Consider the following 24,972-nt stretch of genomic DNA (forward strand, 5'->3'; position numbering starts at 1 on the left):
CCTCGGCTAAAAGAAACCTTCAAATGGTTAGCTGATCCAGACAGTATTGCTCTTCAGGCAAGCATCGAATATCAGTACGAAGGATTCAAAAAATATAAGGATCAGCCAAAAAAAGAATTAAAAAAACGAGCCGCAAAAAAATGCGCAGAAGGCTATACGCCAACGGCGTATGACTTTAAGGGTCATCCGACATTCAAAAGCAAGAAAAACCCGGTCCAAAGCTATACGACCAAAATGACAAACAACAATATTAAAATGATAGACAACCACATTCAGCTGCCGAAACTCGGCTGGATTCGTTTTTCTAAGTCCCGAAACATTGAAGGCGACATTAAGCGTGTCACCGTGCGCCGAAGCAGCACCGGCCGGTATTCGATTTCGGTTATCTGTGAAATGCCATATTCCCCCTATAAGCCAAGCACTGACGATGCCGTTGGCATTGACCTGGGTTTAAAAGAGTTTGCCGTGCTCTCCAACGGTGAATCCATTGCCAACCCGAAATACTATCAAAAATACGAAAAACGGTTAGCCTTTCTTCAGCGTGCGTTTGCACGTAAAAAAGAAGGGTCGAAATCGTGGGGAAAAAATAAAGCCCAGATTGCTAAACTGCACGAAAAAATCAAACACACAAGAGACGATTTTCTTCACAAGCTGACGACCAGGCTCGTTCATGAAAACCAAGTGATCGCAGTGGAGAATTTGTCAGTGAAGAATCTCGTCCAAAACAAAAAACTAAGCAAGGGGATTCACGATGCGTCATGGTCGAGATTCAACGAAATGCTCGCATACAAAGCGAAGTGGTACGGACGGACGATCATAAAAGTCGATCCGTTCTTCCCATCAAGCCAGCTCTGTTCCGGGTGTGGCTACCAGCACAAGGATGTAAAAAGTCTTGCTGTCCGGGTGTGGGAATGCCCGTTCTGCGGCGTGCGTCACGACCGGGACCTGAATGCGAGCCTGAATATTAAAAGAGAAGCCCTTCGGCTTCTTTCACTTCAGTCTAGTTAAGATTGGTCATACAACCGTTGGGATACGGGGTTAGCCTGATTACTGGGGGTCGAAGATCCCCTTGCCCAGGAATCCCCCACTTCAACCGTCAGGTAAGTGGGTGGTAGTTCAATCAAATAATGGACTTACTGCTATTTCATTATGGATTCGGTCAATCGCATTAGCAAGCAATGGTGCAACGGATAGAGATGTAATATTATCGACAAGTTTTTTCTCTGCAAGCTCAATCGTGTTCGTCACCACTAATTCTTTAATTGGTGATGATTCGATTCTGCTGGCAGCAGATCCGGAAAGGATCGCGTGGGTGCAGCAGGCACGTACTGATTTTGCTCCCGCTTCGACTAAAGCGTTGGCGGCTAGAGTCATGGTTGTAGCTGTATCAATTACACCATCAATAATAATGGCATTTCTCCCTTCTACACTGCCTATTACATTGGTAACTTCGTCTTCACCTAGCTGAGGACGGCGTATATCAATTAAGGCAATCGGGGCATTTAATTTGCTTGCCATTTTTCTGGCTCTCGCTACACCGCCATGATTCGGCGTAACAACAACAATATCTTCCAATGCTGTATTTTGATAATACTCTGAAAGGATAGGAACACCCATTAGCTGGTCAACAGGGATATCAAAAAAGCCTTGAATTTGCGGAGTATGAAGGTCAATTGAGATCACCCTCGTTGCTCCCGCTTTTTCCAAAAGGTTTGCAATCAGTTTTGCTGTGATTGGCTCTCGAGACCGGGCTTTCCTGTCTTGACGTGCAAAGCCGTAGTAAGGTATTACAACGTTAATTTTTTCGGCTGAAGCCCTTTTCAAGGCATCAATCATGATTAGAAGCTCCATAACGTGTTCAGCCCCGGGATATGAAGTGGATTGAACTAAAAAGACCTCGCATCCTCGTACACTTTCTTCTATATTAATTTGTATTTCACCATCACTAAATCGGGTTACAGAACTTTTTCCCAACTCACAACCTAAATGCTGGGCAATCTCACCTGCCAGCTTCTGATTTGAATTTAATGCAAACATTTTGAAGCAGTCTCTTAATTGATAAGTCATCTTAAATTATAGCCTCCACCATGTTGTATTTATCGATTGATTTTAACCATTACTTGAAACCTTATTTATCAGAATTGGTTCTGCACTTTCTAATATACTCACTAAATTGACAGCAGCTAAATGGGCCATTTGCATTCTCGTTTTCACACTAGCACTCCCTATATGGGGTAAAGTGACAACGTTAGGCATGGAAAGTATAGGTTGATCTACTCTAGGCTCTTGCTCAAAAACATCCAGTTCAGCTGCCCAAATCTTCCCATCCTTCAACGCATGATATAATGCATCTTCATCTATAATTCCACCCCTAGAGTGTTTACGAGTATAACAGTGCTTTTCATGAGAGATAACTCATCTTGGCCAATCATATAATTTACCTCTGGACTATACGGAAGAAGGAGACAAACATAATCAGATTGTTGCAATAAATCGTTTAGCTCCGCATAGCGTATACCAAGCTCTTGTTCTTTTTCATACTTTAATATCTAAAAACTACTTTTAAAAATTTTAGGTTTCTATAATTATAGCAAAGGGGGTGGTAATTTCCTTCAATTTAATTATAAAAAAACTCATCTTGTCTTCAAAAACCTTACATTTTTTCTCAGTTGTAGACTTTCGGGTTTTCTGCAAGGTTAGCAAGATAAAAATTATACTTTTTATTGGCCACCGCTGCTAGGCACTCCAATGGAATTGCAGTGCCTTTTATACTTTTTATGAGGAGATAAAAACCGTATGCTTATTCTGCTTTAGTTACCTTGTTGAATCCATGCAGAGGCAGATGATCAATATCGTACTCAGCCAGATGTGTTTCAGCTTGATCAATCAGCTTCTGTGCTTTCGCTTTTGTATCAGCATCCAGCCCTGCTAACAGTTCTGCTACTTGGCCAGCAGCTTTATCTGCTTTGCCTGGAAGCGTCACACCAAGTTCTTTCAGCTGAGTCTGTGCTTCATCAAACGTGATTGTGTCAGCCTTCATTTTAACCATAATGACTTCCGCTTTTGCTTTTGTGTCGGCATCTAGATCCGCAAACAAATCTGTTTTATCCCCTTTTTCCGGCAATATAACGCCAAGGTTTTGTAACCCCGTTGTCAGCTTATCCATGATCGCCTGTACTTTTTCTTGAGAGGCTGCATCTAATGTGGCTTTTGCATTTTTCGCTGTTTCTTCATGGACGGCTGCTGTGCTTGTTGTTGTGTCTGTGGCTGCATAAGTGGAAACGGTACCTAAAGAGCTGAGTCCAATCATGCCTGCCATTGCTAATCCAAATAATTTATTTTTTATTTTCATATGTAAATTCCTCCTAAAAAGTTTCATTTCGTTTTGTGTGTACCTCCTTGGTACAACTGCTACTTTACTCTTTAAGAGTGAAAGTTTGGTGAAAGAAAAAAATTGTTTTTGGAACCACTAACTTTTTGGCAGAAATTTAAATGTGTTTTAAATAGCTTTTCTAGTTCTTTGTATGCGCTTTTTAATAATATTTGTTTTAGTATTTATTTTGAATTTTACACATAATGTATTATGTTAAATATTCTTATATTTGTTTGTAACCTAACCGTATTCTCCACTCAAAATAAAAAAGACCACTATACGTACCGGGTTCTTGGATAAAAAGGTCATTTAAAATAGAATTTTTTTGCGGATCCTCGTCTACATTATTCCGGTAACACTAATCGGTATCAAAAACTTTCCTTATAGGAATTAATTATTAAAAATAACAATAATATTTATCGAACGTTTTCAAAATAATTAATAAGTGGAGGCGAGGTTATTTGAAAAAAACTTTTTTATTTGCTTTCACACTTTTTTTAATACTCATCCCATTTTGGGTTATGAAATCTAATGATTCCTCACGCGTAAGCACTACAAAAGACCCTGTCATTTATGCCAAACAAGAGATCAGAAACAATCAGTCATTTAATGTAAAATCTTTCACGACACTGCCAGACACCAAGCTCACGCTTATAGAAGCCTACAAAACCGGTCTAAACGAGGCAAAAAAGTATGACAAAGAACCGCAGCTATTATATTTGAATAGCGTGGATGATAAAAGAGCAGATGGAGAAAACGGAAAAAGAAGAAACTGGCAGGGGGTTTTTGCTATGCCAAACAGAAATCACGATATGGTTTTCGTGATCGAAAGAGGAAAATTAAAAGAATATACAATCATAACTGCTTCCACTGAACACAGAATTAAGGATTCGGACATTCAATTGGACAGTGACCAGGCTGTCAAAAAAGCAATTAAACAGTTTCATTTAAAACCTGAGCCTAAAGATGATGTTAGCCTGCACGGTTATCATTTCCGTCTTCTAAGAGATGCAAAAAACATTTTTTTAGCTGTCAGAAGTCAAGCGGATGGCCATTATGTAGAAATTTATTATGACCCCCGTAACGGTAAATATCTTGGCAAAACAGAAACGCCGATTATGGAAGATGCAATGAGGAACGAAGATTCTAAATAAATAAAACAATTGCAGGGGTTTGATATATGAATTGAATAAAAAATTAGCGCCACATTTCCCTTCAAAATCTTTGATTTAGTGGGGGTTAGGCGCTAATTTCTGTTCAAGAGTGAAAACTTGATGAAAGGTCAAAGTTGTTTTATAAACTCACCAAAATAGCGTATTTAGTGATAATTTAAATAGGTTTTTACCAACCTTCTTACATATGGGGGAGTTACTTAGTCATATTTTTTTATTTTGTTTGTGAATTTTTCATATAGTGTATGGTGTTAAAACTGGCTATACATATCTTTATAACCTGTCCAAGCGGGTTTTCCATTCAAAATATAAAAGACCTATCTCTCTAGGGGCTTATATGAAAATCTAAAAATACTAGCTAACTTAATTGATTAAAAAAACTTTACTTTTTCTTCTCCAGTAATTCAAAACCACTTAATTCAATTGCAGCCTCAACTCCCTTTTGGAGGGTTGAAAAAGTACGAACTTCACTCATTTTTAATTTAGTATTTGTAATTTCAATAGCAAACTTTGAGGAAATTCCCACCATGAAACACTCAGCCCCTAGTAAGCGAACAGATTCGATTAATTTTTGAATTCCAAACATCGTAAATTCGTCAACGCTATTAATGGCAGTTACGTCTATCAGAAGGTAATTTGCCTTCTGACGGGATATTTCAATTAGAGCATTCTCAAGCAAATCCGAAATCCGTTCTTGATTGTACTTGCCGATCAAAGGTATAACAAGAATGCCCTTCAAAACCGGTATAATAGGAGAAGACAACTCCTTGACCAAGGCCGATAATTCCTCGGTGCGTTCCTCTACCTTTTCCTCTAATTCCTTAATACTTTGCTGTTCTTTTTGTCTCGCTAATTCATGAATATTTTTTGATGGCGTAATGCTCGAAGGAGTTATCTCAATTTCATCAAATTCTTCACCTTCTGCCTGACTCTTATTCACCTTATACCACATATCTTGTTGAAAGAGTCCTGCAAAGACACCAGACCAATGACTTGGCAATAAGACTTCCGTATTTTTTCTATTAGGATTTTTAAAGATTCTTTGCGCCCAACTATCTTTTAATTGAACAACGGCTCTTTTTTCCTCGAAAGAGTAATACGCAATCGTGAAACTTCCCCAGCCGGCTGTTTTGTAAATATCGCTGTATTCTGCAAGAAGCTGTTCAATGTCTTTACTTTCCTGGTAATATGAACTCACTAGATGTCCCATTCTATAAAAGGTTGCTTCATATACAGCCTTGGATACCTCAGTACCAGAAACCTCTTCGATTGTATTTAAAAACAGTTCAACGGCAGAATCCCATAACAAGAGTGCTGGTGCACCATCAAAAGTAAATAACCCTCTTTCCTCATTCCAGACAATTTCATTTTTGTTTACTCGAATTCTTAAATTTGGTTTTTCCATTTCTCTCACCTGTAATATTATGACTTGTTTTTATACTATAACAGAAAACGGTTTACCACCCCCCACTGGAAATATCTGTTGGTATAACTAGAAACCAGTATCATCTTCTAACATAGAAAAAAAAGATGGTGCTGATCTTCTGTACATGTACAGTAAACAATTCATCTTGGTCTGGTTTCTCTCAGATTTACTTATTTGAATCTGGATAAGGAATTTATCCAGATGCTTATCAAGAGAACAGCTATGAGAAAGCTTTGCACAAAAAATGAAACCCGCTGATGTTTAAAATGTCAGCGGATTTTCTGCAAATACATCCTATTCCATCTTCATCCAAAGAAAAGAACCATAAATGATGTTGCGGTCATTTGCATGTCTTTAAACAGATTCTGGGTTATAATGCAGGGCTCTTGATAAAGAAGAAGTAACCGGTATCTTATCGAAAGAGAGGCCAAGCTGAATAGCAGTTTGGGCAATTTCTGGACGGATTCCTGACAGCGTTACCTTTACACCAATTAAGCTCAAAGCGTTATGCAGCTGAAAAATTTGGTGGGCTACCATCGTATCGATTGCCACCACTCCAGATAAATCGATATAAAGAACGTCCAGCCCCTTTTCAGCACATTGTTCCAACGTATTTTCAAGTATCAACTTTGCACGGGTCGTATCAATATCCCCAATTATCGGAAGTATCCCGATATGATCATTCAGGTTAATGACAGGTGAGCTTAGTTCATAAATCAGTTCCTGGTGATCCTGCAGCCTCTTTATCAAATATTTATTATGCTCTTCCATAAACCAGACAGTTACTTTATCCATTATCTTGTTAATCTTCTTATTCCACGAATTGATGTCTGCCTGAGAATACTTCCCTTTATGTAGAGAGACAAATTCCTCTATCAATTCTACGTATTGATCCCGCGTTCTATAATACTCCTTCAGTATTTGATGTGCAGGAGTGAGAAGGTGATTCTGATCACTGGCAACTTTTACAATCCACTCTTCAAATTGCTTGATAGCGGCCATTTCATCCTGTAAAAACACTTGGAAAAACTGTTTGTGAAATGCATTATTCTGTTCTTTCACGAGCCGGATTTCTTCTGTATTTGAAGATACATAAACCCCAGAAGAATGTTCTTTTTCTATTGTTTTATACCATTCCTCTGTTAACTGTTCAGTTCGATTCATCAGGTAGTTATAAAGTTCTGTATATTTCGACAATTTTTCTTCCCCCTGGCTCTTCTAAAAGATTTAACCTTTTATTATTATTTTAAAATAAACCAAGTGTAAAGGCTATTTTCACTTCCTTTCTTATGTCTACGTTTTATGGATCTTTCGCCGTTTTTTATTAATCGTTATTCGCGTTGTATAAGGAGATAAATGACTCCACTAAAGAAAAGCTCCAACTCATCGCAGTGTTCTTTAAAGACATCATACAAGCTTTCTAAGAATTGTGCAGTGAGGATGTTTAATGGTTTTTCTTCTTTTTTTGCTTTAAATTTTGTATGGCGGGTCATAATGGTACTGTCACATCTAAGACCCAGTACTGCCAGGGATAAAACCTCCCTTTTCAGACGATTTTTTAGACATTCTATTAAACAAACTCTTGCTTTTTTCTGATCTAAAACAGATGGTTGCTGTAAGGTTTTTAAATCCTGTGCCATATCACATTACATGATGACTCACGTAATGACTTCTCTTAAAATGTGTACATATTTCGAATTTTTAAAGTTTTTATAGAATATTAATTAAACATATATTTATAATGAATCTTATGTGATCCTTTTCTCTATAAAGGAGGTATAGTTTTGAAAGAGGTAACAATTATCTTACATAATGAAGTGGGTCGTTTAATAACGGACTATTATAACTGTCAAAATCCGAAAATCAGAAAACAGGTTAAAGATGATATTAAACTTTTAAATGAGGCAATATTATTATGTCTAGAGGAACAACCAACATAAAAAGATGTTGGCTGTTCTTTTTTATTCATTTTGTACAATACTTACTATTTTTTTCAACAACCACATATTCTTTTATCTGCAAATTAACACTGCTTTCATTTAAAGTGGAATTTAATAAACAGCCATACAAAAAAGCAGCCTGCATACGGGCTACATTCTTTAAGTTCCCACTTTAAATTTTAATCAGTTCATTGTCTGTCATGAAAAAATCGTGGCACCTCAGCAAGGCATTCTTGAATTCATTGGTCATTCGTTCTGTGCTATACGCACACACAGACGTAAGATTCTTTAAGGTGATCAGTTCATGTATGTTATTTTCATACTGTTCTACTTCTCGGTGTGCATCTTTCATGCTGCTCCATTCCACATTGCCCCACGTTCGAATGGAGACATTATCTTTCATATGAGATTCTACAGATTGAACAGAATGATTAAATACCACAGCAGAATTGAATGTTCCCTTTAAAAAATAGAAATCAAAGTTGTTTTTTTGAATGGACATTAGACAGCTGTTCTTTACTTAAAACAGCTTTTAGCTCTTGCTGAATGGCCGGAAACAGTCTCGTATTTGTAATCAATAAGCTCTGTTAAATAATTCTGTTGATATTTTCCCCTCACAAACAAACGTTCTATAGCAGAGGAAAAGAACGGCAGAGAGGGAGTTTTGAATAGCATTAAAGGGGATTATCCAAGAGATTGAAAAATTAAATAAAGCCGACCAACACCGCTTGAAAGAATTCTTTGCTACATCTTTTGCTTCTTATGTTGCAGGTGAGCCTGTTTTTAAAGAGGTTTCAGAACAAAAGCATAAAGAAAGTTACACCTGTACACATTGTCATTCGAAACAAACGGTTCGCTTTGGCAAATACGCTGTTAAATTGGGTATGAAACAGCGTTATCGCTGTAAAGACTGCCAAAAAACGTTTACAGATGTGACTAATACCCCGAACAGCACAGCTGCCATCAGCATGCGATCTGCGTTGATCTTATTACCAACGAATACAAGCAATGGACCAAGCACATTAATAATCAAGTTCGCAAGCATCGCTCCCATTGTTCTCCACGTTGAAAGGGGGGCCGACAGGATTGTCTGTAATGACTGGAGCCATGGACCCGTATGGAATATTCACTGTGCTGTAAAGTGTGCCCCATACAATATATGTAACAAACGCCCATGCCAGATAAAAACCATCAGACATTTCAGGTATCTGAACAAACATAAGCACACCTGTTAACACAAGCGGGAATGACACCCGCAAAATCCACGGTTTGAATTTGCCCTGGGGGGTTGGTTTTCGTATATCAATAAAACGGACCCAGGCAAAATCAGCAACCGCATCCCATAGACGGGCTACTAGAAACAATATCCCTACTGTTGAGGCACTAATATGAGAAATGTCTGTGTAGAAACCATCAAAAAAGTGCTGACAAGCATAAAAAAGAAATCGCTCCCAAAATCACCAAACAAATATCCAAGTTTGTCCTTCATTCCAAATGGAGCGCTTTTATTTCTTTCAGCGCGGGGCGGCATATCGAATTTCTGTTTTGCTTCTCCCATTTCATTCTCCCCCATTTTTCCTTCAACCCTACTCACACGTGTTTATAAGTGCTTACAATCTAATTATAATTATAAAGGAACAATTAAAAAGGACTGTTTTTGCATTTATTGAATATTTCTAACGCTTGCTGAAAATTAATCATTAAAAAAAGATCATCCTTTTGGAAAATCTTTTCCTTCTAACCATTCCTTTTCCTAATGGGATCAAAATTCCGCTTTTTTTCTCATTTTTCCTGGTGGGATAACACTCGTCTATAATTAGAAAAAGCTGGCCCCAGAAGAATTAGGGCCAGCTTTTCCATACTTTTTCATATACCTCTTTCAATGGCACACTGAATTTCTCTGCAATGGTTCTGCATTCTTCGTATTCCGGTGCCCGCTGAACAACTTTACCTTCAATCAGTCCGTACTTTACCGTAACCGGCCCCCACGGCGTTTCCACCTGCTTAAACTCGCGCTCAAGACGGTGAACAGTTAAGGGATAATAACGGACGCCGAGTGTGGTTGTTTCACGGAACAAAATGCGCTCCATCTCAGGTGCGGCGCCCACCGGACAAAGAAGCTGCAGAAGCACGCCCGGTCGGTTTTTCTTCATGTAAATCGGAGTGTAAAAAACGTCATTGGCGCCTGCTTCAAATAAACAGTCCATCACATAGCCGAGCCACTCCCCCGGTATGTCATCCAAGTTGACTTCCATTTTAATCATGTCACGGTCAATGTGTTCTGCATTCGGCGGCTTCATTGCGCTTTACTCCTTTCCGATCACTACGCGAAGAACATTTGGGTGGTCTTTAAATGTTTTCGTTCCAGCCCCGTAGCCGATTTTTTCGACTGTCATCGATGGCATTGTGCCAAAAGAGTCTGCTGAAACAGCTGCAATTGCTGCGCCTGTCGGTGTAGCAAGCTCGCCTTTAATCAACGTCTGGGCAATCGGCACACCTTTTAAGATTTCAAGCGTCGCTGGTGCCGGAACCGGATACGTGCCGTGATCGATATGGATATGGCCGCTCCCTGTTGGAATAGGGGAGCAGTAAACATTGGTAATGCCAAGCTGATCAAGTAAAATTGCTGCGCCTACAATATCTACAATCGAATCAACAGCGCCCACTTCGTGAAAATGCACACGCTCAAGCGGCAGTCCATGAATCTTCCCTTCTGCCTCGCCAATTTTCTTGAAAATCGCAAGGGACATAGAAGTTACCGCTTCATTGAATCCAGCCGCCTGGATCATTTCTGTAATTTGTTTATATGCGCGGTGATCATGATGATCGTGATCATGCGAATGAGTATGACCGTGATCGTGGTCGTGATCATGTGAATGGCTGTGATGATGATCATGGTCGTGATCATGATTATGTGAATGGACATGGCTATGCTCTTTTTCGCCAAGAAGGTTTACATCGAATTTCACTGCCGTAATACCGTTTTTATTTACTTTTTGTTGGGAAAGCGTATATTCACTTTCAATATTCAACTTTTTCAGCTCTTCTTCCATCTGGGCTAGATCGGCTCCTGCATCTAGCAACGCTCCGATGACCATGTCGCCGCTAATGCCTGAAAAACAGTCTAAGTATAAGGTAGTCATTGTGCATCTCCTTTATGAGCAAGGCGGTGAATGAGCACGGCGTTGTATGCTGCGCCAAACCCATTATCAATATTGACGACACTCACGCCGGATGCACAGGAATTCAGCATAGACAGCAGTGCAGATAAGCCGTTAAAGTTTGCGCCGTAACCGATACTTGTCGGTACAGCAATAATGGGATTTTCCACGAGCCCGCCAAGTACGCTTGGCAATGCCCCTTCCATTCCGGCCACGCACACAGAGACGTCGGCTCTGCGAATCTCATCAATGTGGTCTAACAGACGGTGCAGGCCGGCTACACCTACATCATAAAAACGACGGACTGGCACCCCCAGTGTTTCGGCCGTCACTGCCGCTTCTTCAGCCACTGGCAAGTCAGACGTGCCGGCACATACAATCGCAATGTAGCCTGCCTCTGCCGGTTTTTTAGCCACAAAAGAAAGTGTGCGGGCTGTTTCGTTGTAAGCCAAATCAGGCACTTCTGCTAAAATAAGGTCCGCTTTCTCCCGGGAAATACGAGTGGCCAGCACTTCATGGCCGCGTTGTTTCAATGACCGGATAATGGCTGAAATCTGCTCGGCCGTCTTTCCTTCACCGAAAATAATTTCCGGTACACCCTGCCGCTGGCGGCGGTGATGATCGATTTTCACAAAACCGAGATCCTCATATGAAGCGAGCTGCTCCTTTGCTTCAGCTGCAGTTAATTCCCCTTTTTCTACACGGGCTAGAATGTCTTCAATCATATAAGTCACCTGCATTCTTTTTTATATAAATAGGATGATTATGTACTAATGCTAATCTAAAATTCTTCATTACTTTCTAGCATGATTTGGCGGACGGAAGGGGCAATACCTTCTACAACTGACAAATCATGCTTCATATAAACGGAATCACGCCGAAAACGGGCAAAAGTGCACTGTCGTCGGTCAAACAGGATTAATCAAAGTATTTCGCGATGTCCGCTGCCAGTGCTGCATATTTTTTATAAAGCTTCTGGTAATGCACATGACGGGCCATGTCCGGTTCAACGACGTCACCAGGCGGCACATTTTCTTTAATATCTGCAAACGAAGAAACTTCTCCGAGTGCCACAAGCGCGGTCCAGGCGGCACCCCAGGCGGCACTATGATGGCTTTCAGACATGTAAATCTTTTTACCGAACACGTCCGCCAGCATTTGAATCCAAATCGGTGAACGGGCCAGCCCGCCATTGACGTAAATCTTTTCTGATGGTCCTGCCAGCCGCTCGAGCGTTTCGGCGATTTGATACAGATTAAAAGTAATGCCTTCAAGCACAGCGCGGACAAAATGCGGATGTTCATGTGTAATGGACAGGCCAAAGAATGTTCCGCGGGCTTTTTGATTCCAGAGTGGTGCGCGTTCGCCGTTAATATACGGCAGAAAAAGTAAGCCGTCTGCGCCTAATTCCACCTGTGCTGCTTCTTCTGTAAATTCAGCATACGTGCCGGAATAGTTCAAGGTTTTTTTCAGCCAATCCAGCGCAATGCCGCCGTTGTTCGTCGGACCGCCAATAATCGCTGTATCACCCGTAAACATATAGCAGAAGGTTTCATGTTTTTCATTAGGGCGGAAGGATTTAGTCCACTGGCGGACCGCACCGCTTGTACCGGCCGTAATCGCTACTTCCCCCGGTAAAATCGCACCACTGCCGAGATTGGCCAGCTGTCCGTCCGCTGCACCGATTACAAATGGGAGGTCTTCCGGCAAGCCAATGTATTTTGCTACGATCGGGTTCAGCCCTTTTAGGATATGTGTTGGCGCCACAGGGGTGGACAGCTGCTTTTTCACCACACCAACGTGCGCCAGAATCTCTTCATCCCAATCAAGCAGCGCGCCGTTAAACATGCCGCTAGCCGAGGCCATAGAATAATCGACGATACGCTCGTTAAACCAGTGAAATACAAGATACTCTTTCAGCGACATAAAATAAGCTGCTTCTTCAAACGGAGCAAATCCCGTTTCTTTCATCCAGATAAATTTCGTCAGTGGTGACATCGGATGAATCGGTGTACCGGTCTTTTCGTAAAATGACAAACCCTTCTCTTTTAACAATTGTTCAGCTTGTTTGCTGCTTCTTCCGTCAGCCCACGTCATGGCCCGGGAGAGGGCATGGCCATTTTCATCTACGCATATAAGCGAATGCATGGCACAGGAGAAGCCGACAGAAATAATGTCTTTCGCTGTCATACCCGCCTGCTCCATCACCGCCTTTAACACAAACACAGAAGCTGAAACAATCACATCCGGATCCTGTTCGACAAAGCCAGGCTCCGGATAAAACGATGTATTTAACTGTTCTGTTTCTGCGATGACTTTTCCTTTGCGGTCAAAGACAACTGCTTTCACGCTGGTAGTTCCAATATCAAGTCCAATTATATACTTTTTAGCCATTCCGTCTCTTCCTTTTTGAGCGATTTGTTCATGCTTCCGCTTTTGTAGCCGGCAAGATCGAGTGACACATATTTGTAGCCAAACTGCTTGAGCCGTTTATCGATCGCTGTATGGTATTGGAGTACAAGCGGCATGTCGCCGGGTTCTACTTCAATTCTTGCAGTCTCACCATGTGTACGGACACGCACCTGCCGGATGGATAAAGACTTCAAATAGGCTTCCGCTTTTTCCACTTTCGTCAGCTTTTCCTTCGTAATCGTTTCTCCGTAAGCAATGCGGGACGATAAGCAGGCAAAGGACGGCTTGTCCCACGTTGGCAGGCCCCGCTCACGGGAAAGCACGCGAATTTCTTCTTTAAAAAGGTTGGCTTCCTGAAGAGGACCGCGAATGCCCTTTTCTTTTGCTGCTTTCATTCCGGGGCGGAATTCATTCATATCGTCGGCAATAACACCATACACGATGTTTTGAAAGCCCTGCTTCTCAAGCACTGGAATAAGGTGGTCAAACAAGCTGCTTTTACAGAAATAGCATCGGTTCTGGTCGTTTTCCGTGTAGCCTGGAATCGCAAGCTCCGATGTCTCAATGACCAGGTGAGGCGCGCCGATTTGCTTCGCAAGCGCCCTTGCTTCCTGCAATTCGCTCGATGGGTATGTTTCTGAATCTGCCGTTACCGCAAGAACATTCTTTTTGCCAAGCGTATCAATCGCTGCTTTCAATAAAAACGTACTGTCCACACCCCCGGAAAAGGCGACCACCACCGACTCCATATCCCGAAGAATTTCCTGCAGTTTCCCGTATTTTTCCTCTGCCATGCTGTTTCATCCTTCCTGTTAAATCGTCATGCTGCCAAATCCGCCATCTACACGGATTGTTGTGCCTGTCACAAAGCTGGATGCCTTATCAGATGCCAAGAAGACAGCTGCTCCCTGTAATTCATCCGGGTCGCCAAAACGCTTCATTGGTGTATGGTTCATAATGGATGCTGTCCGTTCTTCACTTAGAATCTTCCGGTTTTGTTCTGCCGGGAAAAAGCCCGGTATAATAGCGTTTACACGAATGCCTTCCGGTGCAAATTCACGCGCCAAAAATTGTGTTACACTATTTAATCCTGCCTTTGAAACAGAGTACGTAAACACTTTAGACAGCGGCGTTGTTGAGGAAACAGACGAGATATTAATAATGCTGCCTGTCCGTTTTTGCTCAATCATTTTTTTAGCAAATACTTGGCATGTCACCACAATTCCCTTTAAATTTACATCCATAATATCATCCCACTCGTCCATCTCCAACTCAAAAAAGGGTGTGGTGCTGTTTTTCCCGGGCGCGTTCAACAAAATATCAAAGCCGCCATTCCATGCTTCAATATCTGCTGCCGCTTTCTCCAGCTGGTCGCGTGAGACAACATCTGCCTGAAATGCTTTGGCTTCACCGCCCACTTCTTGAATTTCGTTTACAACTGCTTTTGCTTTTTCAAGATTACGTCCGACAATCGCGACTTTCGCGCCGTGGGCAGCCAGGCCTTTCGCCATGGATGCACCAAGCACACTGTTTCCGCCGATGGCTACCACTGTTTTTCCACTTAAATCAAATAATGTGTTCATACTATTCCCTCCAAATAATTAAGCTAGGTTTCCGTTTTCGTCAAAAGCCCATTCCACTGGCTCTGTTACAGCCTCCAATTGCGGATGGTTTTTTACATAATCGTATAATGCTTCGGATACTTCAATTTCTGCAATTTCAAGCGTATTTTTGATGCGAACCATTTTGACCTTTGTGAAGTCCAAAATATTGCATGTTTTAATGGCTGCTTTGATCGCCTCTTGATCATTCGCCAGCGTCGTGGCAATTTTCGTCGGCGCACAGACAGTTGAAGTTAACCCATTGGCATACGTTACTTCACGGTCCATTTTGTCAACGAGCCGCTGCGTCGTGAAATCGGCTGTCCCAACTCCATTCGCATTTCCCTCTGTTTCATGCGTTAAGTCAAGTACGACCATTTTATTTACATCCGGCCCGCCTGTTGCATAAGGCGTTGGAAACCGGCCGGTAATGTTCGGATCCATTCCGTCGCCGCTAATGTTTTTGCCAATTTCATCAATAACTAAGACATCGAGTTGGTCGAAAAACAGCTTTGGCAGCATTTCTTTCGCTTTTACCTGCAAGTCTTTTTCATAGTCAATAATATCCTGCTTCGTCATGACCTCTACGATGGCCGCTTTATCAAAAGCGTTTTCAACCGTCGCCACCCCGAAAAGGAACGGCCGCTCGTTCATGATAATTTTAGCCATTGCCGGTACGTTTTCCGCCATATATTTAAAGCCCATCTGGTGGCATGCTTCTGCTCCCTTTTGCTTACCCAGGCCTATACTGATCATTTTCATCATGCCGCTCTCTACCGGTCCACGAAAAGCTGTGTGCGGTTTAATCCGGTTAATAACAACGAGGCCGTCCGCTTCGGAGGCATACTTGTCCACATAAACCGGCAATCCATTTTCCAATTCACCAAGCTTGACGACTTCCATGGTGGAGCGGATTGGTGCACCTGTGCTTTCTTCGGTAACGCCGAGATGGCGAAGTACATCCGTCTGCCCTTCTGCGGTGGCGCCGCCGTGACTTCCCATGCTTGGCACAATAAACGGCTCTGCTCCAAGTTCTTTTAAAAAGGCAATCGTCGCAGCTGTGATTTCAACAATTCGGTCCACTCCCCGGCTTCCAACCGCTACAGCAATCGACATGCCCGGCTTTACAAGCGAAGTAATTTTTTCCTGATTCAGCTTTTCATTTAACGCAGCTGTCAAATCTTCAATCTTCTCATTATCGAATCGCTGTTTTACTTTCATCATTCTCGGCACCGGAATGTCCTTTAGAAGCTCCTGCAGAATTCCCATTTTCAATTCCTCCTTTGCGTGTTAAAAAGTATCGTTTAGCATTTTCATAGCCAATATTGCGGACCATTTGTGCTAAAAATTCAATATCATTCACTGCTTTACCCTGTTCTGCCCATTCACCAAGTATGTTGCATACAATGCGGCGGAAGTAATCATGGCGTTCATACGAAATGAAGCTGCGTGAATCCGTCAGCATACCGATAAAATGGCTGAGCATCCCTACATTCGCCAGTGATTTCATTTGCTGCTCCATCCCGTCTATATGATCGTTAAACCACCAAGCGGAACCGAATTGAATTTTCCCCGGCACACCCGCTTCATAAAAATTGCCCGTCATGCCTGCCAGCACTGCGTTGTCTTTTGGATTTAAGTTAAACAGCACTGTTCTTGGCAGGCTGCCTTCTGTTTCAAGTGCATCCAGAAAACGGGACAAGCCTTCCGCCACATCGCTGTCTCCTGGTGAATCAAACCCTGTATCCGGTCCAAGCTTTTCTTTCATCGGTGTGTTATTGCTGCGCATTGCACCTATATGAAGCTGCATCACCCATTCTTTTGCCGCATACATTTTGCCAAGCTCTTTCAGAAGGAATGAGCGGTAGCGCAAGATCTCTTCTTCCGTTAGTGTTTCGTCATTCAGACGTTTGACAAAGATTACTTCTGCAGTTTCTTTCGTTGTATCAATGTATACCATTTTTTGCACGTCGTGGTCGGATGCCCGTCCTCCTTGTTCGTGGAAGAAGTCAACACGCTGCTGCAAGCCATTTAAAAAATCGTCAAACGATTCTACTTTAATACCCGATATGTCAGACAGCTTAGCGATCCATGACATAAATGCGGGACGTTCAATGAATAAGGCACCATCCGGCCTGAATGTCGGTGCAACGGTGGTGTGGAACGTTTTATCCTCAGCTAGCAGCTTGTGATAGCGTAAATCTGATACCGGATCATCCGTTGTGCCGACAAACGCCACATTGGATCGTTTGATAAAGTCACGCGGATAATAGCCTGGCTGCTGTAACTTTTCGTTGCATTCTTCCCAAATTTCTTTTGCTGTAGCCGGTGTCAGCAGCTTATCAATTCCGAAATATTTTTTAAGTTCCATATGTGACCAATGGTAAAGTGGATTACCGATTAAATATGGAACCGTCTCTGCCCAAGCCTCGAACTTTTCCCAGTCACCTGCTTTTCCTGTGATGCGCTCTTCTTCAATGCCATGCATACGCATCAGTCGCCATTTGTAATGGTCACCGCCAAGCCAAAGCTGGGTAATATTTTTATACGGTTTGTTTTCCCACATCTCTTTTGGAACAAGATGGCAGTGAAAATCAAAAACTGGCAGGTCCTTCGCTGCTTTTTCATAAAGAACAACAGCTGTTTTGTTATATAGCAAGAAGTCTTTTGTCAAAAACGAAGTCATGAGTATTTCCTCCTTAAATGAGTATACGAAATTTTGCAAACCCTTTCAAAACTAATAACTTTACTTCTTAATTTAATTTGTTTACCAAACGAATTAATTATTTATGTGTATAATTTAGCATGAGGCGGTTCATTCGTCAACAAAGAATCAACAAAGACTCTTTCTCTGTCTGTTTTATTACTCACACGACATGGTTTATTGAGACAACGGCGTGATTTCTATATGTATATGACAAACCACGCCGTCTTCCTTAGTTGAGAGTTTTTCCGCTCATACATCCACTTCGCATTCTTAGGCTCTCCAAATACTTTCCAAGTGTACACAATGTTTGACACTCCCGTAAAAAAACAATTTTTCTTCGCCTTTATAGGAAAACGGTTTCATATTTTTAAAATTTTTGTTTGTTCACTAAACTAACCATTGTATAATAACTGTATCATCTCTTTTTTAACGGGCCAATCACTCTTTTCTTTCGGGTAAAACCTGTATAATTAAGTGAACGAAGGAGGAATTTTTTATGGCTGCAACCGGCGATGCCGCTTACATAAAACAAATTAACCGCTCGCTGATTTTACAGACAATCATTGAAGAAAAAATGATTTCGCGGGCAGATTTATCGAAATTGACAGCGCTGACCCGCGCGACCATCTCTGTGCAGGCGGCAGACTTGCTTGATGATGAGCTGGTTGTCGAAACCCAGCTTGAGCACCACTCTGTCGGCCGGCGTCCGATCATGCTGTCAATCAACCGGGAAGCCGGGTTTGCACTTGGCATTGATCTCGATTACGGAGCCATGACGTTTGCGCTGTCCGATTTGCTCGGCAAGCTTATCTCGCTTGAAACCGTGCCGCTTGAATCTATGGATTATGATGATATCATTCAAACAGCGGCTCAGCAAATTGCCCGTTTTCAAGAACAGGCTTCTTCCAGCCGCTATGGCCTGGTCAGTGTCGTAGTCGGCGTCCACGGGCTTGTCACCCTTAAGGAAGAAGTACATTTTGTCCCCCGATTCGGCTGGAATAATATACGGCTGAAAGAAGATTTGGAACGGGCGGCTGGGCTTTCGATAACGATTGAAAACAATGCAAATCTCTGTTCATTGGCAGAGCGCGTGTTTGAGCATCATGACGCGAAAAACCTGCTCGGTGCCAGCCTCTCTTCCGGCATTGGGCTCGGCATTATGATGAATGAGTCTTTTTTCAAAGGAGAAGACGGCTTTGCAGGCGAACCCGGCCACATGATTATCGTCCCGAACGGCAAACCGTGCAGCTGCGGTAATAAAGGCTGCTGGGAACAGTATGGCTCGGAGTCTGCTTTTTACCATGAACTCGCCGAGAAAAAAGGCCGTGACCGCGTTAACCATGACGATGTGCGCAACTGGCTGCAGGAGGAAGACAAAACAGTTATCGAGATGATAGATTCGTTTATTTTTTATTTAAGTGTCGGCTTAAACAACATGATCAACTTGTATAACCCGGCTGTCGTCGTGCTGAATAGTGAACTGCTGCGCATATATCCGGAAGCGGTAGCGCGCATTGAAGAAAATTTAGTGTCGAACATCAGCCATTACAAGCATCTCCACGTATCGAACCTCGGTAAACAAGCCTGTGTGCTGGGGGCGTGTGCACTTGGCATTAAACAGTTTTTTCAAATTCCCACTCTTCAACTTGAAGCCGAGTGACTCCCTCCAACTAATTGTTGCCCAATTTTTTGGAGAGGTTCACAGAGCAGATGAATAAGCAGCATATTTAAATATTAAAAGGACTCTTCACACATGGAAGAGTCCTTTTAATACACTAATTTTTTACAGGCGCCACCGTAAATTTCCCATAATTGACCCCTTTTAATGAAATAAGCTGATCACTTAAAGCACGGAGCTTTTTTGCTTGTCCTTTGACAATAATCAGCTCCAGGCAGTTATCGTGATCTAAATGAAAATGAGTAGTCGCTAAAATCTCATGATGCATGCTGTGCTGAATCCTTGTCATTTCCTCAAGCAGGTTGCGCTGATGATGATCATAAAAAAGCAGAATGCTTCCAGCCACTGTCTGCTCTCCTTCTTCCCATAACTGCGCGGTCATGGCTTCACGCGCAAGATCCCGTACCGCTTCTGACCGGTTTTCATATCCTTTTGTTCGAATAAATTCATCAAACCGCCGCAAAAGCTGCTCATCCATTGAAACCCCGAATCTCTTTAGTTCTGACTGGCTCATTGTTTATCCCACTCTTCTATGTTCCACATTACTCCAAACCCATGATGACCAAGAGTTCGCGTTTTAATGCCCGTAACAGATTTATTAACACCGTACATCGCTTCTAAATAAACAAGAAAGTTAAATGGCGGATTTACTGCCAGCTCTTCTTGAAATTCTTTATAATACGTGTTTCTCTCCTCTTGGTCCGCTGTTGTGCGTGCCTTTGTGATCATTTCATCCACTGCTGCATTTTGATAGCCGCCAAAATTATAGAGCCCGTCTCCAATTTGGCTGCTGTGAAAAATCCGGTACGTATGATCGTCCGGATCAAACTCACTTCCCCAGCCAATTAAAAAGCTGTCGACACTCGTATAATCAATCGACTGTTTTTCCATCGGCTTTGGTATAACGTGAATGCCAAGCGGCTTTAACTGCCCTGCCGCCACATTTGCCAGTGCCACTCTCACTTTGTCATGTATTGGTGAAACAAGCTCAAACTCAAAGCGCTGCCCGTCTTTTTGCAGAATGCCGTCTTCTCCCTTCGTCCAGCCCGCTTTACTTAAAAGTTCCGCCGCTTTTTTAGGATTATAGGTATACGCGTCTTTCTGCGGTGCATCTGCCCATGATTTTTGAAGCGGGCCAAATGCTGATTCTCCCTTGCCAAACAACACACCTTTGATCATATCTTCTCTATTGACAGCCAAGTTTAATGCCTGGCGCACAGCAGAATCCCTAAACAGCGGGTTTCGAAGGTTATACATAATGGCCCGGTAATCGGCCGTTGGAATATCATAAACTGTATATGGGTCACTTTCTTTTACCGCATTTGCCTGTCCTGGTTCGAGCAGTGCCAGATCGATTTCTCCCGTTTTAAGCTGAACCGCCCGGGTGTTAGAATCGAGCACCGGCTTAAACACCACTTCATCCAGCTTTGCTTTTGTGCCATAAAACTGGTCATTCCGTTCAACAATGATCGTTCCATCCGGATTCCATTCTTTCAGCTTAAAGGGACCATTTCCGACCGGCTGCTGGTTAAAATCCGCTTCATTGATATTTTCATTTTCGAGTAAATGCTTGGGCACAATGCCGACTTTCAGTTTGTCTAACAGCGGCGGGAAAGGGTGCTTCAAGGTAATTTTCACTTTATATTCTCCGACTGCTTCAACCGATCCAATTTCACTAAAATCACCGGCAATCGGCGTGTTCGTAGCCGGATCAAGGATTTTTTCCAGTGTAAATACCACATCCTCAGCTGTCACAGGTTTTCCGTCTTCCCAATTGGCGTCTTCTCTCATTTTAAATGTATATACCAGCTGATCTGCTGAGACTGTCCAATCTTCTGCCAAATCTGGCACAATTTCATTTGACTCGGTCGGCTTCGTCAGACCGCGAAATAACAAGGCATCAATCTCCTGGCTTTCATCTAGAACAGGATTCACCTGTTCCACTTCTGCTTCCATTCCGTAAACGAGCTGCTTCTTCTCTTCAGAGGAAGAGGCGTTTTTTTCGGCCGAAGAACAGCCAGCCGCCAGCAGGACACTGGCAGCGGCTAATATTGCCGCCGCTTTCCGGTTAATACAGTGCATATTCTTCTACCTCTTTCTGTTTCGTAATATATAAGGACTGGACAGACTCAATCAGTTTTTTTGTGTATGGGTGCGCTGTATGAAGTAACTGTCCGGCAGTGACTTCATCAAGGATCTCCCCGTCTTTCATGACGAGAATACGATGGCATATTTTAATAGCTGCCCGGATATCGTGCGAGATAAAGAAAAAAGCGGTCCCTTTTTCTCTTTGAATCTCTTGAATCAGCTCGATCATGGCTGCTTGAGCCTGCAAATCCAGATTCGCAAATGGCTCATCTAAAATAATCAATTCCGGTTCTACTGCCAGCGCCCGTGCCAATGCGGCCCGTTGGCACATGCCCCCAGACAGCTGGTGCGGGTACATAGACAGGACTGATTGGTCGAGCCCCGTTTGGTGAAGAACTTCCGTAATACGCTTGTTCTTATCGTATTCTTTCCAATAATCGAGTCCCTCGCCAATAATTTGTTTCATAGTCCACTGGGCATTAAAAGAGGCAAATGGATCTTGGTTCACCCACTGAATGCCCCGGCGAACTGGCTGATCTCCATGCCAGACGAACCGCCCGCCATCCATTTTTTCTACCTGAAGCAGCAGGCGGGCCAGTGTGCTTTTTCCGCCGCCGCTTTCGCCGATTAACCCGACGATTTCTCCTTTGCGTATCACGAGGGATACATCACAGACCGCCTGATTCGCTGTCTGGCGGATCAACCCTTGTTTTATGTACTTTTTATCTGCATGCTCCATTTCTAAAAGCACCGTTTGTTTATGTGGGTGAAGGGCTTTATTTTCACTTATTAACCAGTTATACTGCTCCACCAGCTGTTTTGTATAGGCTGTTTTCGGTGTGTACAAGATGTCTTGGGTCGTCCCGTGTTCAGCTACCCTTCCTTTTTCCATCACCATGACCTCGTCTGCCATTTCGTGCAGGACACCGAAATCATGTGTGATCAGCAGTATTGTACCGCCTGACTTCTGCTGCCAATTTTTCATCAGCTTTAAAAGATCCGACTGCGTTTTGGCATCCAATGCGGTTGTCGGTTCGTCGGCAATCAGCAGCTGCGGATTAAGCGACAGGGCAATCGCCAGCTGCACACGCTGCCGCATGCCGCCGGATAGTTCATCAGGGTAAGAGGCATACACCCTTTCGGCCTCTTTCAGCTGAACACGGCGAAGCAATTCAATCGCATAAGTTTTTATTTCTTTCCTCGTCATCGCTGTATGAGCGGACAAAACATCGAAAAAGTGACTGCCAATTGTCCGAATCGGATTAAACGTCTGCCAGGAGTCTTGAAACACAACCCCTATCTTTCTTCCAATAAGCAGCTGTTTTTCCCGTAAAGGAAGGGCCTCAAGCCTTTCTCCCTGGAATAAAACCGATCCTGTTGTTTTCTCCATGCCGGCCGGCAGCAAATCTAGAGCGGCTTTGACGGTCACACTTTTTCCTGAACCGCTCTCTCCGATAAGTGCGGTTATTTTCTTTGCAGGTATCTGGAATGAAACTGATGACAAAAGAGGATGATTCTGCCGCATGACAGACAATTCTTTTACTTCCAAACAAACCGTTTCCATCCTGCTGACTCCTTTCTAAGATGAGGTACTTTCAGACGATCCTGCAGCCAGTCACCGATAAAAAGGATAGAAAGGATCGTCAGCATCAAGCTTACTCCCGGGAAAACGGCCAGCCACCAGGCACCGCCAAGCAAAAAGCCTTGAGCCCCCATCAGCATGTTGCCCCAGGAAGGTTCATGCGGAGGGATGCCTATGCCTAAAAAGCTGAGAGTGGCTTCTGCTAAAATCGCGTGACTGATGCCGCTGACAGACAATACAGCAATAGTCGGCCAGCACCGCGGCAAAAGATGCCGGAATAATAAGTGAAAAGCCGAGGCGCCCAAAACGGTCGAGGCCTGAATAAAGACCTCTTTTTTTAACATTATAATTTCGGTTCGGATCAGCCGGGCTGCCACCATCCAGCTTGTAAAACTAATGACAAAAATAATGGACAGCATACCCGGTTTTACTAACAGCTGAAGGCCAATCATCAATATCAATCCTGGAATACTTAAGAGTGCATCTACTATTCTCATTAGCAAGCGGTCTATAACCCCGCCTGCAAATCCGCTGACTGCGCCGTACAATGTACCGGCTATGACAGAAACGATCATTGCAGCTGTGCCCGCAAGCAGCGACACCCGGCCGCCATGTAAAAGCCGGGACCAGCTGTCTCGTCCAAGTTCATCTGTTCCCAGCAGATGAGTCCGGCTCGGCGGCTCCAGGACATGGTTCATGTCAACAGCCTGCGGATCATAAACAGATAAAACAGGTGCAGCAGCCGTCAACAAAATAAGGCCCGCCATATAAAAAAAGGCCAGTTTAACCTCCCAAGCTAATGTCCTATTCATTATTTCGCCCCTCTTATCTGGCTGCGGAGCCTTGGATTCATCGCTGCCCCTATGACATCAATGATAAAATTCACCGTAATAACCGCAGTCATGCTCAGTAAAATCGCAGCCATTAGAACCGAATAGTCATGATCCAGCGCTGAATCAAGGGTTAGACGCCCTAAACCAGGCCATGAAAAAATGGTTTCAACCACAACCGTTCCAGCCAGTGCAGAAGCAAGAGAGGCACCTGCATAGGAGAAATAAGGCATGAACGCATTTGGAACGATATGCCGCCACAAAATAACCCGTTCTGAAATGCCCCTGGCCCGTAAGGCCGTAATAAAAGGCTGTTCCTTTACAGCCATTACATGGTTTCGCAGAAGCCGGATATAGTAGCCAATGTGTGAAACCGCTAATATGAAGGCTGGCATGACCACATAAGGCAGCTGTGCTGTGATTCCCCCAGTACCTGTTCCGGATGTAGGCAGCAGGCCAAGGCTAACAGAGAAAAAAAGCATAAGAAGAAGCGCCAGCCAGAACGACGGAATAGACATAAACAGAAAACTAACCACCGTTATCACATAGTCAACAGACGACCGCCGCCGCAACCCTGAAATAATGCCTGGCAAAAAAGAGAAGAGAAAAATAAGCAGCTGAGAAACGATAAGAAGCAGAAATGTCGGCTGCAGTGTCCGGCCAATGACTTCTCTTACATCCTCTCCCGTACTGGATGAAGTTCCCCATTCCCCTTGCACAGCGCGTGAAAGCCATTGCATATATTGAGCAGGCAACGGTTCATTCAGCCCGAGATTTTCCGAAATACGAATCCGTTCCGCTTCGCTTAGTTTTTGATACTCTCCTCCATATACAGCCACTGCTGGGTCTCCCGGAAGCATTCGTATAAAAAGAAAGCAGCAAATACTCCCAATAAAAAGAACAAGACACGCTTCATAAAAGCGCTTTAATACAAATAAAATCATTACCCTTCACTTCCAGTCTGGCAATCATGTTACATTACTTAACTATCGTAGCACGATC

At 43.1% G+C, this 24,972-nt stretch carries 24 protein-coding genes and 3 pseudogenes; 5 read left to right on the plus strand and 22 right to left on the minus strand.

Annotated features, from left to right (window positions below; all coding sequences use genetic code 11):
* Positions 1–1,008, plus strand: a 1,008-nt coding sequence (gene tnpB, locus L2D08_RS15290) for an IS200/IS605 family element RNA-guided endonuclease TnpB (RefSeq protein ID WP_242234882.1), incomplete at its 5' end; no start/stop codon positions are given.
* A 108-nt stretch (positions 1,009–1,116) separates the two neighbouring features.
* Here tnpB and L2D08_RS15295 read toward each other — a convergent pair.
* From L2D08_RS15295 to L2D08_RS15305, 3 genes and pseudogenes are all read right to left on the minus strand, one after another.
* Positions 1,117–2,067, minus strand: a complete 951-nt coding sequence (locus L2D08_RS15295; protein WP_242234884.1) for a ribose-phosphate pyrophosphokinase — start codon at positions 2,065–2,067, stop codon at positions 1,117–1,119.
* Positions 2,068–2,109: 42 nt separating this feature from the next.
* Positions 2,110–2,549, minus strand: a pseudogene (locus L2D08_RS15300) (NAD(P)-dependent oxidoreductase).
* Positions 2,550–2,800: 251 nt separating this feature from the next.
* Positions 2,801–3,352, minus strand: coding sequence for a hypothetical protein (locus tag L2D08_RS15305; RefSeq protein WP_242234885.1), 552 nt, complete (start codon positions 3,350–3,352; stop codon positions 2,801–2,803).
* A 482-nt stretch (positions 3,353–3,834) separates the two neighbouring features.
* On the opposite strand from L2D08_RS15305, the gene L2D08_RS15310 reads away from it, so the two are divergent.
* The gene (locus L2D08_RS15310) at positions 3,835–4,527 is read left to right on the plus strand and encodes a hypothetical protein (protein ID WP_242234887.1); all 693 of its coding nucleotides are present in this window, start codon (positions 3,835–3,837) and stop codon (positions 4,525–4,527) included.
* A gap of 400 nt (positions 4,528–4,927) precedes the next feature.
* Here L2D08_RS15310 and L2D08_RS15315 read toward each other — a convergent pair whose 3' ends face one another.
* The 3 genes from L2D08_RS15315 to L2D08_RS15325 form a co-directional block, all read right to left on the minus strand.
* Positions 4,928–5,950 (minus strand): STAS domain-containing protein, encoded by a 1,023-nt coding sequence (locus L2D08_RS15315; RefSeq protein WP_242234889.1) that lies wholly within the window; start codon positions 5,948–5,950, stop codon positions 4,928–4,930.
* A gap of 375 nt (positions 5,951–6,325) precedes the next feature.
* Positions 6,326–7,168 (minus strand): STAS domain-containing protein, encoded by an 843-nt coding sequence (locus tag L2D08_RS15320; RefSeq protein ID WP_242234891.1) that lies wholly within the window; start codon positions 7,166–7,168, stop codon positions 6,326–6,328.
* Positions 7,169–7,302: 134 nt separating this feature from the next.
* Complete coding sequence (locus tag L2D08_RS15325; protein ID WP_242234893.1) at positions 7,303–7,611, minus strand: hypothetical protein; 309 nt, start codon at positions 7,609–7,611, stop codon at positions 7,303–7,305.
* Between the two features lie 144 nt (positions 7,612–7,755).
* Here L2D08_RS15325 and L2D08_RS15330 point away from each other — a divergent pair, with 144 nt between their 5' ends.
* Positions 7,756–7,911, plus strand: coding sequence for a hypothetical protein (locus L2D08_RS15330; protein ID WP_242234895.1), 156 nt, complete (start codon positions 7,756–7,758; stop codon positions 7,909–7,911).
* Between the two features lie 172 nt (positions 7,912–8,083).
* Here L2D08_RS15330 and L2D08_RS15335 read toward each other — a convergent pair whose 3' ends face one another.
* A complete protein-coding gene (locus L2D08_RS15335) occupies positions 8,084–8,413 on the minus strand; it encodes an MEDS domain-containing protein (protein ID WP_242234897.1) in 330 nt (109 codons plus the stop codon).
* Between the two features lie 166 nt (positions 8,414–8,579).
* Between L2D08_RS15335 and L2D08_RS15340 the strand changes: the two are divergent.
* Positions 8,580–8,858: pseudogene (locus tag L2D08_RS15340) on the plus strand (transposase); the annotation flags it as partial.
* Here L2D08_RS15340 and L2D08_RS24295 read toward each other — a convergent pair.
* The 10 genes and pseudogenes from L2D08_RS24295 to uxaC all read right to left on the minus strand — a co-directional run bounded on the left by L2D08_RS24295 (position 8,807) and on the right by uxaC (position 17,771).
* Positions 8,807–8,944: a hypothetical protein gene (locus tag L2D08_RS24295; RefSeq protein WP_309241373.1), complete on the minus strand. Its 138-nt coding sequence runs from the start codon at positions 8,942–8,944 to the stop codon at positions 8,807–8,809. The pseudogene L2D08_RS15340 and the gene L2D08_RS24295 overlap by 52 nt on opposite strands.
* Positions 8,934–9,308: an MFS transporter gene (locus tag L2D08_RS24300; protein ID WP_309241377.1), complete on the minus strand. Its 375-nt coding sequence runs from the start codon at positions 9,306–9,308 to the stop codon at positions 8,934–8,936. Before L2D08_RS24300 ends, L2D08_RS24295 begins: the two co-directional genes overlap by 11 nt.
* Positions 9,281–9,469, minus strand: a complete 189-nt coding sequence (locus tag L2D08_RS24305; RefSeq protein WP_309241374.1) for a hypothetical protein — start codon at positions 9,467–9,469, stop codon at positions 9,281–9,283. Before L2D08_RS24305 ends, L2D08_RS24300 begins: the two co-directional genes overlap by 28 nt.
* Before the next feature lie 283 nt (positions 9,470–9,752).
* Positions 9,753–11,054 (minus strand): annotated as a pseudogene (gene larC, locus L2D08_RS15350) (nickel pincer cofactor biosynthesis protein LarC).
* Positions 11,051–11,797: a nickel pincer cofactor biosynthesis protein LarB gene (gene larB / locus L2D08_RS15355; protein WP_242234899.1), complete on the minus strand. Its 747-nt coding sequence runs from the start codon at positions 11,795–11,797 to the stop codon at positions 11,051–11,053. Before larB ends, larC begins: the two are co-directional and overlap by 4 nt.
* 193 nt (positions 11,798–11,990) lie before the next feature.
* Positions 11,991–13,466 (minus strand): gluconokinase, encoded by a 1,476-nt coding sequence (locus L2D08_RS15360; protein ID WP_242234900.1) that lies wholly within the window; start codon positions 13,464–13,466, stop codon positions 11,991–11,993.
* A complete protein-coding gene (larE, locus tag L2D08_RS15365; protein WP_242234902.1) occupies positions 13,448–14,278 on the minus strand; it encodes an ATP-dependent sacrificial sulfur transferase LarE in 831 nt (276 codons plus the stop codon). The genes L2D08_RS15360 and larE overlap by 19 nt, the downstream gene beginning before the upstream one ends.
* 18 nt (positions 14,279–14,296) lie before the next feature.
* Positions 14,297–15,067 (minus strand): SDR family oxidoreductase, encoded by a 771-nt coding sequence (locus L2D08_RS15370; protein ID WP_242234904.1) that lies wholly within the window; start codon positions 15,065–15,067, stop codon positions 14,297–14,299.
* A gap of 18 nt (positions 15,068–15,085) precedes the next feature.
* Positions 15,086–16,354, minus strand: coding sequence for a nickel pincer cofactor-dependent isomerase, group 22 (locus L2D08_RS15375; RefSeq protein ID WP_242234907.1), 1,269 nt, complete (start codon positions 16,352–16,354; stop codon positions 15,086–15,088).
* A complete protein-coding gene (gene uxaC, locus L2D08_RS15380; RefSeq protein WP_242234909.1) occupies positions 16,281–17,771 on the minus strand; it encodes a glucuronate isomerase in 1,491 nt (496 codons plus the stop codon). Before uxaC ends, L2D08_RS15375 begins: the two co-directional genes overlap by 74 nt.
* Positions 17,772–18,288: 517 nt before the next feature.
* On the opposite strand from uxaC, the gene L2D08_RS15385 reads away from it, so the two are divergent.
* The gene (locus L2D08_RS15385) at positions 18,289–19,452 is read left to right on the plus strand and encodes an ROK family protein (RefSeq protein WP_242234911.1); all 1,164 of its coding nucleotides are present in this window, start codon (positions 18,289–18,291) and stop codon (positions 19,450–19,452) included.
* A gap of 115 nt (positions 19,453–19,567) precedes the next feature.
* Here L2D08_RS15385 and nikR read toward each other — a convergent pair whose 3' ends face one another.
* Genes nikR through L2D08_RS15410 form a run of 5 tightly spaced genes read right to left on the minus strand, consistent with a single transcriptional unit; the run spans position 19,568 to position 24,914 of the window.
* Positions 19,568–19,984: a nickel-responsive transcriptional regulator NikR gene (gene nikR / locus L2D08_RS15390; RefSeq protein WP_242234913.1), complete on the minus strand. Its 417-nt coding sequence runs from the start codon at positions 19,982–19,984 to the stop codon at positions 19,568–19,570.
* A complete protein-coding gene (locus tag L2D08_RS15395) occupies positions 19,981–21,552 on the minus strand; it encodes an ABC transporter substrate-binding protein (RefSeq protein ID WP_242234915.1) in 1,572 nt (523 codons plus the stop codon). Before L2D08_RS15395 ends, nikR begins: the two co-directional genes overlap by 4 nt.
* Entirely contained in the window at positions 21,539–23,122 is a 1,584-nt protein-coding gene (gene nikE, locus L2D08_RS15400; RefSeq protein WP_242234917.1) for a nickel ABC transporter ATP-binding protein NikE, read from the minus strand. Before nikE ends, L2D08_RS15395 begins: the two co-directional genes overlap by 14 nt.
* Positions 23,098–23,952, minus strand: a complete 855-nt coding sequence (locus L2D08_RS15405) for an ABC transporter permease (RefSeq protein WP_242234919.1) — start codon at positions 23,950–23,952, stop codon at positions 23,098–23,100. Before L2D08_RS15405 ends, nikE begins: the two co-directional genes overlap by 25 nt.
* Complete coding sequence (locus L2D08_RS15410; protein ID WP_242234921.1) at positions 23,952–24,914, minus strand: ABC transporter permease; 963 nt, start codon at positions 24,912–24,914, stop codon at positions 23,952–23,954. Before L2D08_RS15410 ends, L2D08_RS15405 begins: the two co-directional genes overlap by 1 nt.
* Between the last annotated feature and the right edge of the window lie 58 nt (positions 24,915–24,972).

This window comes from Domibacillus sp. PGB-M46, assembly GCF_022668875.1.
GTDB lineage: Bacteria > Bacillota > Bacilli > Bacillales > Domibacillaceae > Domibacillus.

What these genes read in the sequence shown, in the direction of transcription:
- L2D08_RS15405 (WP_242234919.1), bottom strand. Translation starts at nt 23,952, where the DNA reads ATGAATAGGACATTAGCTTGGGAGGTTAAACTGGCCTTTTTTTATATG.
- nikR (WP_242234913.1), bottom strand. Translation starts at nt 19,984, where the DNA reads ATGAGCCAGTCAGAACTAAAGAGATTCGGGGTTTCAATGGATGAGCAG.
- nikE (WP_242234917.1), bottom strand. Translation starts at nt 23,122, where the DNA reads ATGGAAACGGTTTGTTTGGAAGTAAAAGAATTGTCTGTCATGCGGCAG.
- larB (WP_242234899.1), bottom strand. Translation starts at nt 11,797, where the DNA reads ATGATTGAAGACATTCTAGCCCGTGTAGAAAAAGGGGAATTAACTGCA.
- larE (WP_242234902.1), bottom strand. Translation starts at nt 14,278, where the DNA reads ATGGCAGAGGAAAAATACGGGAAACTGCAGGAAATTCTTCGGGATATG.
- L2D08_RS15315 (WP_242234889.1), bottom strand. Translation starts at nt 5,950, where the DNA reads ATGGAAAAACCAAATTTAAGAATTCGAGTAAACAAAAATGAAATTGTC.
- L2D08_RS15360 (WP_242234900.1), bottom strand. Translation starts at nt 13,466, where the DNA reads ATGGCTAAAAAGTATATAATTGGACTTGATATTGGAACTACCAGCGTG.
- L2D08_RS15325 (WP_242234893.1), bottom strand. Translation starts at nt 7,611, where the DNA reads ATGGCACAGGATTTAAAAACCTTACAGCAACCATCTGTTTTAGATCAG.
- L2D08_RS15410 (WP_242234921.1), bottom strand. Translation starts at nt 24,914, where the DNA reads ATGATTTTATTTGTATTAAAGCGCTTTTATGAAGCGTGTCTTGTTCTT.
- L2D08_RS15335 (WP_242234897.1), bottom strand. Translation starts at nt 8,413, where the DNA reads ATGTCCATTCAAAAAAACAACTTTGATTTCTATTTTTTAAAGGGAACA.
- L2D08_RS15305 (WP_242234885.1), bottom strand. Translation starts at nt 3,352, where the DNA reads ATGAAAATAAAAAATAAATTATTTGGATTAGCAATGGCAGGCATGATT.
- L2D08_RS15375 (WP_242234907.1), bottom strand. Translation starts at nt 16,354, where the DNA reads ATGGGAATTCTGCAGGAGCTTCTAAAGGACATTCCGGTGCCGAGAATG.
- L2D08_RS15395 (WP_242234915.1), bottom strand. Translation starts at nt 21,552, where the DNA reads ATGCACTGTATTAACCGGAAAGCGGCGGCAATATTAGCCGCTGCCAGT.
- L2D08_RS15370 (WP_242234904.1), bottom strand. Translation starts at nt 15,067, where the DNA reads ATGAACACATTATTTGATTTAAGTGGAAAAACAGTGGTAGCCATCGGC.
- uxaC (WP_242234909.1), bottom strand. Translation starts at nt 17,771, where the DNA reads ATGACTTCGTTTTTGACAAAAGACTTCTTGCTATATAACAAAACAGCT.
- L2D08_RS15295 (WP_242234884.1), bottom strand. Translation starts at nt 2,067, where the DNA reads ATGACTTATCAATTAAGAGACTGCTTCAAAATGTTTGCATTAAATTCA.
- L2D08_RS24305 (WP_309241374.1), bottom strand. Translation starts at nt 9,469, where the DNA reads ATGGGAGAAGCAAAACAGAAATTCGATATGCCGCCCCGCGCTGAAAGA.
- L2D08_RS15385 (WP_242234911.1), top strand. Translation starts at nt 18,289, where the DNA reads ATGGCTGCAACCGGCGATGCCGCTTACATAAAACAAATTAACCGCTCG.